The sequence below is a fragment of the Kitasatospora sp. NPDC004272 genome, assembly GCF_053603035.1.
Window position 1 is genome coordinate 19,606 of record NZ_JBSGET010000108.1, and the last position, 8,886, is coordinate 28,491.

General features: G+C 75.8%; 8 protein-coding genes. 6 read left to right on the forward strand and 2 right to left on the reverse strand.

The window, feature by feature from the left end; translation table 11 throughout:
* Positions 1-18 precede the first annotated feature (18 nt).
* From ACWEO5_RS27785 to ACWEO5_RS27805, 5 genes are read left to right on the forward strand one after another with little or no spacing between them, the layout of a single operon-like run.
* Positions 19-1,341 carry an L-fuconate dehydratase gene (locus ACWEO5_RS27785; RefSeq protein WP_452164961.1) on the forward strand — a complete coding sequence of 441 codons (1,323 nt, stop codon included), beginning with the start codon at positions 19-21 and terminating at the stop codon, positions 1,339-1,341.
* A complete protein-coding gene (locus ACWEO5_RS27790; RefSeq protein ID WP_452164954.1) occupies positions 1,338-2,114 on the forward strand; it encodes an SDR family NAD(P)-dependent oxidoreductase in 777 nt (258 codons plus the stop codon). The genes ACWEO5_RS27785 and ACWEO5_RS27790 overlap by 4 nt, the downstream gene beginning before the upstream one ends.
* The gene (locus tag ACWEO5_RS27795) at positions 2,111-3,187 is read left to right on the forward strand and encodes an aldo/keto reductase (protein WP_452164955.1); all 1,077 of its coding nucleotides are present in this window, start codon (positions 2,111-2,113) and stop codon (positions 3,185-3,187) included. The genes ACWEO5_RS27790 and ACWEO5_RS27795 overlap by 4 nt, the downstream gene beginning before the upstream one ends.
* Before the next feature lie 41 nt (positions 3,188-3,228).
* On the forward strand, positions 3,229-3,951 hold the full coding sequence (locus tag ACWEO5_RS27800; protein WP_452164956.1) for a FadR/GntR family transcriptional regulator: 723 nt from the start codon (positions 3,229-3,231) through the stop codon (positions 3,949-3,951).
* Positions 3,952-3,992: 41 nt separating this feature from the next.
* Positions 3,993-4,922, forward strand: coding sequence for an amidohydrolase family protein (locus ACWEO5_RS27805; RefSeq protein ID WP_452164957.1), 930 nt, complete (start codon positions 3,993-3,995; stop codon positions 4,920-4,922).
* Here ACWEO5_RS27805 and ACWEO5_RS27810 read toward each other — a convergent pair.
* Together ACWEO5_RS27810 and ACWEO5_RS27815 are read right to left on the reverse strand one after the other, a co-directional pair.
* Positions 4,888-6,534 carry an acyl-CoA dehydrogenase family protein gene (locus tag ACWEO5_RS27810; protein ID WP_380272317.1) on the reverse strand — a complete coding sequence of 549 codons (1,647 nt, stop codon included), beginning with the start codon at positions 6,532-6,534 and terminating at the stop codon, positions 4,888-4,890. The two genes, ACWEO5_RS27805 and ACWEO5_RS27810, sit on opposite strands and share 35 nt — an antisense overlap.
* 30 nt (positions 6,535-6,564) lie before the next feature.
* Positions 6,565-7,173: a TetR/AcrR family transcriptional regulator gene (locus ACWEO5_RS27815; protein ID WP_452164958.1), complete on the reverse strand. Its 609-nt coding sequence runs from the start codon at positions 7,171-7,173 to the stop codon at positions 6,565-6,567.
* A 96-nt stretch (positions 7,174-7,269) separates the two neighbouring features.
* Here ACWEO5_RS27815 and ACWEO5_RS27820 point away from each other — a divergent pair, with 96 nt between their 5' ends.
* Positions 7,270-8,796: a class I adenylate-forming enzyme family protein gene (locus ACWEO5_RS27820; protein ID WP_452164959.1), complete on the forward strand. Its 1,527-nt coding sequence runs from the start codon at positions 7,270-7,272 to the stop codon at positions 8,794-8,796.
* Positions 8,797-8,886 lie beyond the last annotated feature (90 nt).

Genomic DNA, 8,886 nt, shown 5'->3' on the forward strand with positions numbered 1-8,886 from the left:
GAACGCGCGGACGAACGCGTGAGCACCGCCGGGGCGCGGATCACCGCGCTCGACACCCACGACGTGCGCTTCCCGACCTCGCGCGAGCTGGACGGCTCGGACGCGATGAACCCGGACCCGGACTACTCGGCCGCGTACCTGGTGCTGCGCACCGACGCCGGGGACGGGCTGGAGGGGCACGGGTTCGTCTTCACCATCGGCCGCGGCAACGAGGTGCAGGTCGCGGCGCTCGAAGCGCTGCGCGCGCACGTGGTCGGCCGGCCGGTCGCCGAGCTGTGCGCCGACCCGGGCGCGCTCTCCCGGGCGCTGGTCGGTGACAGCCAACTGCGCTGGCTGGGCCCGGAGAAGGGCGTGATGCACATGGCGATCGGCGCCGTGCTCAACGCGGTCTGGGACTTGGCGGCCAAGCGCGCGGGCCTGCCGCTGTGGCGGCTGCTGGCCGAGGCCGAGCCCGAGTGGCTGGTCTCCCAGGTCGACTTCCGCTACCTGACCGACGCGCTCACCCCCGAGCGGGCGCTGGAGCTGCTGCGCGCGGGCCGCGCGGGCGCCGCCGAGCGCACCGCCGCGCTGCTGCGCAGCGGGTACCCGGCGTACACCACCTCGCCGGGCTGGCTCGGCTACGACGACGCGAAGCTGACCCGGCTGGCGCGGCAGGCCGTCGCGGACGGCTTCACCCAGATCAAGCTGAAGGTCGGCGCCGACCTCGCCGACGACGTCCGCCGGCTGCGCACGGCCCGGGCGGCCGTCGGCCCGGACGTGCGGATCGCGATCGACGCCAACCAGCGCTGGGACGTGGCCGAGGCCGTCGCGTGGACCAACGCGCTGGCCGAGTTCGACCCGTACTGGATCGAGGAGCCCACCAGCCCGGACGACGTGCTCGGCCACGCCGCGGTGCGCCGGGCGGTCGCGCCGGTGAAGGTCGCCACCGGCGAGCACGTGCAGAACCGGATCGTGTTCAAGCAGCTGCTCCAGGCCGGGGCGGTCGACGTGCTGCAGTTGGACGCGGCCCGGGTCGGCGGCGTCAACGAGAACCTGGCGGTCCTGCTGCTGGCCGCCGAGTTCGGCGTCCCGGTCTGCCCGCACGCGGGCGGCGTCGGCCTGTGCGAACTCGTCCGGCACCTCTCGATGTTCGACTACGTCGCGCTGTCGGGAACGGTCGAGGACCGTTCGATCGAGTACGTCGACCACCTGCACCAGCACTTCACCGACCCGGTGGTGATCACGGACGGCCGCTACGCGGCGCCCACCGCGCCCGGCTTCTCCGCCGCGATGCACCGGTCCTCGATCGACACCTACCGCTACCCCCACGGCACCTACTGGGCGAAGGAGTTGGGCACGTGAACGACCTCCAGGGCCTGCGCGCGATCGTCACCGGCGGCGCCTCCGGCATCGGACTGGCCACCGCGCGGCTGCTCGCCGAACGCGGCGCCGAGGTCGCCGTCCTCGACCTCGAACCCGGCGAACTCCCGCCCCCGCTCAGGGGGTTCACCGCCGACGTGGCCGACGACGACTCGGTGCGGACGGCCGTCGCGGCGGCCGCCGAGGCGCTCGGCGGGATCGACCTGCTGGTCAACAACGCCGGCATCGGCGCGGCCGGCACGGTCGCCGACAACGACGACGCGCAGTGGCACCGGGTGCTGGACGTCAACGTGCTCGGCGTGGTCCGCACCACCCGCGCCGCCCTCCCCCACCTGCGCCGCTCCGCGCTGTCCCGTCCGGGAGCGACCGCGGCGATCGTCAACACCTGCTCGATCGCCGCCACCGCCGGGCTGCCGCAGCGCGCCCTGTACTCGGCCAGCAAGGGCGCGGTGCTCTCGCTCACCCTCGCCATGGCCGCCGACCACGTCCGCGAGGGCATCCGGGTCAACTGCGTCAACCCCGGCACGGTGGACACCCCCTGGGTCGGCCGCCTGCTGGACGCCGCCGACGACCCGGCCGCCGAGCGCGCCGCGCTCAGCGCCCGCCAGCCCACCGGGCGCCTGGTCTCCGCCGAGGAGGTGGCCGCCGCCATCGTCCACCTGGCCTCCCCGGCCGCCGCCTCCACCACCGGCACCGCGCTCGCCGTCGACGGCGGCATGCACGGCCTGCGGCTGCGCCCGGTGCCCGCGCCGTGACCCGCCTGCTCGGCCGCTCCCGGGTCCCGGTCAGCGCGCTGTCGTTCGGCGCGGCGGGCATCGGCAACCTGTACACCGCCGTGCCCGACGCACAGGCCGAGGCGACCGTCCACGCCGCCTTCGCCGACGGCTACCGCCACTTCGACACCGCGCCGCACTACGGCCTCGGCCTGTCCGAACGCCGCCTCGGCGCCGCGCTGCGCCGTTACCCGCGCGACGCCTACACCCTCGCCACCAAGGTCGGCCGCCTGCTCGTCCCGGACGAACGCCCCGGCGGCGACGGCGAGTTCGCCGTTCCCGCCACTCACCGCCGGGTCTGGGACTTCACCGCCGACGGGGTCCGCCGCTCGCTCGAAGCCAGCCTGGAGCGGCTGGGCACCGACCGGATCGACCTCGTCCACCTGCACGATCCCGACGACCACGCCGACCAGGCCCTCGACCAGGCGTACCCGGCGCTGGAACGGCTGCGCTCCGAGGGCGTGATCGGCGCCATCGGCATCGGCATGAACCAGACCGCCGTGCCCGCCCGGTTCGTCCGCGACACCGACCTCGACGCCGTCCTGCTGGCCGGGCGCCACACCCTGCTCGACCAGAGCGGGCTGGACGAACTGCTGCCGCTGGCCCACGCGCGCGGCGTCTCGGTGATCAACGCGGGCGTCTTCAACTCCGGCCTGCTGGCCGACCCGAAGCCCGGCGCCCCCTACGACTACGCCGCCGCCCCGCCCGCGCTCCTCGCCCGCGCCCTCGCCCTCCAGGAGGTCTGCGCCCGCCACGGCGTGCCGCTGCGCGCCGCCGCCCTGCGGTTCGCGGCCGCGCACCCGGCCGTGGCCACCGTGCTGGTCGGCGTGCGCAGCCCCGAACAGGCCCGCGACGCCGCGGAGATGCTGCGCCGCCCCGTCCCCGCCGCGCTGTGGGCGGAGCTCACGGAGCGCGGACTGCTGCCCGCGACCGCGCCGACCCCGGGCGCATCGGCCCCGGACGCGCCGACCCCTGACGCGCCGACCCCGGACGATCCGGCCCCGGACGCGCCGGCCCCGGGCGCATCGGCCCCCGCGCCGCCCGCGGGCGGCTGACTATCCTGAGAGATCCGATCACCCCGAGGAGCTGCGGACCCGTGCCAGTCACCGACGAGGCCATCGTGCGGATCAAGGAGATGATCCTCGGCGGCGAACTCGCCCCCGGCGCCAAGCTGCCCAAGGAGGCCGACCTGGCCGAGCGCCTGGGCCTGTCCCGCAACTCGCTGCGCGAGGCGGTCAAGGCGCTGTCGCTGATCCGGGTGCTGGACGTCCGCCAGGGCGACGGCACCTACGTCACCAGCCTGGAGCCCGAACTCCTGCTGGACACCCTCGCGTTCGTGGTCGACTTCCACCGGGACGACACCGTCCTGCACTTCCTCCAGGTGCGCCGGATCCTCGAACCCGAGGCCACCGCGCTGGCCGCCCGGGCGATGAACGAGCAGCAGGTGGGCGCGCTCGGCGAGCTGCTCGCCGCGCTGCCCGACGACGCCTCGCTGGACGAACTCCTGGCCAACGACCTGGAGTTCCACCGGCTGATCGCCGCCGGCTCCGGCAATCCCGTGCTGGTCTCGCTGCTGGACGGGATCTCCGCGCCCACCACCCGGGCCCGGATCTGGCGCGGTCTGACCGAGGAGGGCGCCGCCGCCCGCACCCGCGAGCAGCACCGGGCGATCCACTCCGCGCTCGCCCACCGGGACGCCGACCTGGCCCGGGCGCTGGCCCTGGCGCACGTCTGCGGGGTCGAGCAGTGGCTGCGCGACACCCTGGGCGACGCGGGCGCCGCGCTCGCCCCGCCGTCCACCGGCGCCCGACAGCACTGACCGGCACGGCAGTTGACGCCCACCCCGATCGGGAGTCCACCATGAGCCCCGCACTCCCCTCCCCCGGCGGCCCGCCCCGGATCGACGCCCACCACCACCTGTGGGACCCGGCCGCCCGCGCCCACGACTGGCTGGAGGAACCCGAACTCGCCCCGCTGCGAAGGGCGTTCACCCTCGACGAGCTGCGCCCGCAGGCCCGGGCGGCCGGGATGGCCGGGACGGTGCTGGTGCAGACCGTCACCGAGGCCGGCGAGACGCCCGAACTGCTGGCCGCCGCCGCGGCCGACCCGCTGGTGCGGGGCGTGGTCGGCTGGGTGGACCTGACCTCCCCGGGCGTGGCCGACGCGCTCGCCGCCCTGCGCGAACTCCCGGGCGGCGAACGGCTGGTGGGCGTCCGCCACCAGGTGCAGCTGGAGCCCGACCCGGAGTGGCTGCTGCGGCCGGACGTGCTGCGCGGGCTGGCGGCGGTCGCCGACGCGGGCCTCGCCCACGACCTGGTGGTCCGGCCGCACCAGCTGCCCGCCGCCACCGGGGCCGCCGACCGGCTGCCGCAGCTCACCTTCGTCCTGGACCACCTGGGCAAGCCGCCGATCGCCGGCGGCGACCTGGAGCCGTGGGCCGGGGCGCTGCGCGCCTTCGCGGCCCGGCCCAACACCTGCGGCAAGCTCTCCGGCCTGGTCACCGAGGCGGACCCGGGCGGCTGGACGGTCGCGGACCTGCGGCCGTGCGCGGAGACCGCCCTGGAGTGCTTCGGCCCGGAGCGGCTGCTGTTCGGCTCGGACTGGCCGGTGTGCCTGCTGGCCGCCGACTACGCCGAGGTGGTGGCGGCGGCCGAGGAGCTCACCGCGCGGCTGTCCGGCCCCGAGCGCGGCGCCGTGTTCGGCGGCACCGCGGCCCGGGTCTACCGGCTCCGACCGGCCCTCGCCGACGGCTCCCTCACGCCCCCGGCAGGCGGTCGAGCAGCGCGGTGAGGTCGGTGTCCGGCGCCAGGGTGCCGAAGGCCAGGCCGCGGTCGCCGGCCAGCCGGGAGCCGCAGAAGGCGTCGGCGACGGCGGCGGGGGCGTGCCGGACCAGCAGGGCGCCCTGGAGCACCAGCGCGGCGCGTTCGATCACCCGGCGGGCGCGCAGCTGGGCGTCCTCGGTGGGGCGCAGCTCGGCGCGCAGGTCGCGCCAGGCGGCGTCGAGCCGGGTGTCGGCGCCCGCGGCGAGGTCGATCTCGGCGGCGAAGGCGTCCAGGGCCTCGGGTTCGCGGGCCAGGGCGCGCTGCAGGTCGAGGGCGGTGACGTTGCCGGAGCCCTCCCAGATGCTGTTGAGCGGGGCTTCCCGGTAGAGCCGGGGCAGGCCGGAGGCTTCGTCGTAGCCGTTGCCGCCGAGGCACTCCAGGGCTTCGGCGACGGCGGCGGGCTGGCGCTTGCAGACCCAGTACTTGGCGACGGCGGTGGCGATCCGCAGGAAGGCGCGTTCGGCGCCGTCGCCGTGCCGGGCGCGGTCGGCGGCGCCGGCCAGTCGCAGGGCGAGGGTGGTGGCGGCCTCGGATTCGAGCGACAGGTCGGCGAGGACGTTGCGCATCAGCGGCTGGTCGATCAGCAGGGCGCCGAAGGCGGTGCGGTGCCGGGCGTGGTGGGCGGCCTGGGCGAGGGCGGCGCGGGTGCCCGCGGCGGAGCCGAGGACGCAGTCGAGCCGGGTCATGGTGACCATCTCGATGATGGTGCGCACGCCCTTGCCCTCGGCGCCGACCAGCCAGGCCACCGTGTCGTCGAACTCGGGTTCGCTGCTGGCGTTGGCGCGGTTGCCGAGCTTGTCCTTGAGGCGCTGGATCCGGAAGGTGTTGCGTTCGCCGTCGGGCAGCACCCGGGGCACCAGGAAGCAGGACAGGCCGCCGGGCGCCTGGGCGAGGACCAGGAACAGGTCGTTCATCGGCGCGCTGGTGAACCACTTGTGGCCGCGCAGCCGCCAGCTGCCGTCGGGCTGTTCGGCGGCGGTGGTGGTGTTGGCGCGGACGTCGCTGCCGCCCTGCTTCTCGGTCATCCCCATGCCGGCCAGCAGGCCGCGCTTGCCGGCGGGGGCGCGCAGCCCGGGGTCGTAGGCGCGGCTGGTGAGCAGCGGTTCGTAGGCGGCGGCGAGTTCGGGGGCGTGGCGCAGCGCGGGGACGACGGCGTAGGTCATGGAGACCGGGCAGAGGTGGCCGGGTTCCAGGGTGGTGGCGACCATGAAGCCGGCGGCGCGGGCGACGTGGGCGCCGGGGCGGGGGTCGGCCCAGGCGGCGCCGGCCAGGCCCGCGCCGACCGAGAGGTCCATCAGCCGGTGGTAGGCGGGGTGGAAGTCGACCTCGTCGATCCGGTTGCCGTAGCGGTCGTGGGTGCGCAGTTCGGGTTCGTGCCGGTTGGCCTGGTCGGCCCAGCGCTGGGCCTGTTCGCTGCCGGCGAGCCGGCCGAGGCGGTGCAGTTCCTCGCGGTGCCAGTCGGCGCCCTCGCGGGCGAGGCCCTCCAGCAGGACGGTGTCCTGGGCGACGTCGTGGCCGGTCAGCGGGGGCGCCTGGTTGGTGACCCGGTGGGTGGCGGCGGTGGGGTGGCTGGCGGGCACGGGGGCCTCCGGGAGGGTGGGGGTGGGGTTTCAGCTGCGGGGGGCGCCCGCGCAGCGCAGGGCCAGCGCGGTGAGGTCGGCGAGCAGGGCGTCGAGGTCCTCGTCCCCGGGCCCGCCGAGCGGGTCGACCAGGATCTCGCCGATCGCGCCGGTGAGCGCGGCGGCGGTGATCTCGGCGTTCTGGGCGGGCAGCGCGCCGGCGGCGACGCCCTCGCGGACGACTTCGGCGAACAGGGCGCGGTAGCGGCGGCGGTGGGCGAGCCGTTCGGCGCCGACGGCGGGTTCGGCGGGGGCGGTGAGCAGGGCGTGGGCGAGGCCGCGGTTCTCCAGGGCGCGGCGGGCGAACACCTGGACGCCGCGGGCGAGCCGGTCGACCGGGTCGCCGGGGCCGTGCAGGACTTCGCCGAGCACCTCGACCTCGTGTCCGGCGGCGCGCCGGAACACCTCGACGGCGAGGGCCGCCTTGGACGGGAAGTGCTGGTAGACCGAGCCGGCGGCGATCCCGGCGGCGTCGGCGACGGCCGTCACCGATGCCTGTGACCAGCCCACTTCGGCGACGACCTCGGTGGCGCGGGCCACCAGGAGGTCCCTCGCGGTGCTGAGCCGGCGGATTTCGGCTGGGGTCTTGCGGTAGGCCATGAAAGAAGTGAACCATCATTCATAGCTTCCCGCCAAGGACCCCGGGGGGCACCCGGTGGCCTCGCCCCCGCGGGTCCGGCACGTCAGGAGAACGTGATGCACCTCAGCGCCCTGTTGGACAGCGTGGTTCGCTCGGGCCGCGACCAGGAGGCCGTCGTCTACCGCGAACAGCGCTGGACGTACGGCGAGTTCGGCGCGGCCGCCCGGCGCGCCGCGAGCGTGCTGCGGGCGGCCGGGGTGCGCCCGGGCGACCGGGTCGCGGTGATGACGTACAACACCCCGGCCTTCCTGTTCGCCGCGTTCGGGGCCTGGTACGCGGGCGCGGTGCTGGTGCCGGTCAACCACAAGCTGCAGACCGCCGAGGTGGCCCGCCAACTCGCGCACTGCGGGGCCCGGTTGGCCGTCGTGGACGCCGAGGTCGGCGAGCGCGCCACCGCCGCCGAGGCGGACGTCCGCTGGCTGGTCAGCCACCCCGACGCGGCCCCGGAGCAGCGCCCCGCCGACTCCTTCGAGTCCCTGGTCGCCGCCGCCGAGCCCTGGTACGGCGAGACCGGACCGGACACCGACGTCTCCCAGGTCCTCTACACCTCGGGCACCTCCGGCACCCCCAAGGGCTGCGTGCACACCCACCGCGGCATCGCCCTGACCGCCGCCTACACCGCCGCCACCGTCCCGCTGCACCGCGACGAGCGCTTCCTGATCTGCATGCCGATCTGGCACGCCTCCCCGCTCAACAACTGGACGCTGGGCACCCTGCTGCTCGGCGGCACCGTCGTGCTCCAGCGCGAGTACGAGCCGCGCGGCCTGCTGGAGACCGTCCAGCGCGAGCGCGTCACCGCCCTGTTCGGCGCCCCGATCGCACTGATCGCGCCGGTGCGGGGCGTCCCGGACTTCGCCTCGTACGACCTGTCCTCGGTGCGCGCCTGGATCTACGGGGCCGGGCCGCTGGACGCCGGCACGGTGCGCCGGCTGATGGCCGCGTACGGCTCCGAGCGGTTCCACCAGGTGTACGGGATGAGCGAGACCGGCCCGGTCGGGGCCTCGCTCTCGCCCGCCGAGCAGGTGGCCAAGGCCGGGGCGATCGGCCGCGGCGGCATGCCGGGCGTGGACCTGCGGGTGGTGCGCCCCGACGGCACCGACGCCGGGGCCGGGGAGAGCGGCGAGATCTGGCTGCGCTCGGACACCCGGATGGTCGGCTACCTGGACGACCCGGCCGCCACCGCCGAGGTGTTCGCGGGCGACTGGTACCGCACCGGCGACCTCGGCCGCCTCGACGCGGACGGGTTCGTCACCGTGGTCGACCGGATCAAGGACGTGATCGTCACCGGCGGCGAGAACGTCGCCTCCCAGGAGGTCGAGGGCGCCCTGCGCGGCCACCCCGACGTGCTGGACGTCGCCGTGGTGGGCCGGCCGCACCCGCACTGGGGCGAGACCGTGGTCGCCGTCGTGGTCGCCCGCCCGGGCTCCGCGCTCGACACCGCCGGGGTGCGGGCCTGGCTGGAGCCCCGGATCGCCCGCTACAAGATCCCGCGCGAGGTGGTGCTCCGCGACGGACTGCCGCGCACCCCGTCCGGGAAGGTCACCAAGCACGTGCTGCGCGCCGAACTGGCCGCCGCCCCCTGAGAAAGTGTGGGGTAATTAGCTGATTACTGATCGTTGAGGTCGTCGGCGAGGCGGCGTGCTGCTTCGGTCTCGATGGGGCCGCGTGGCTCG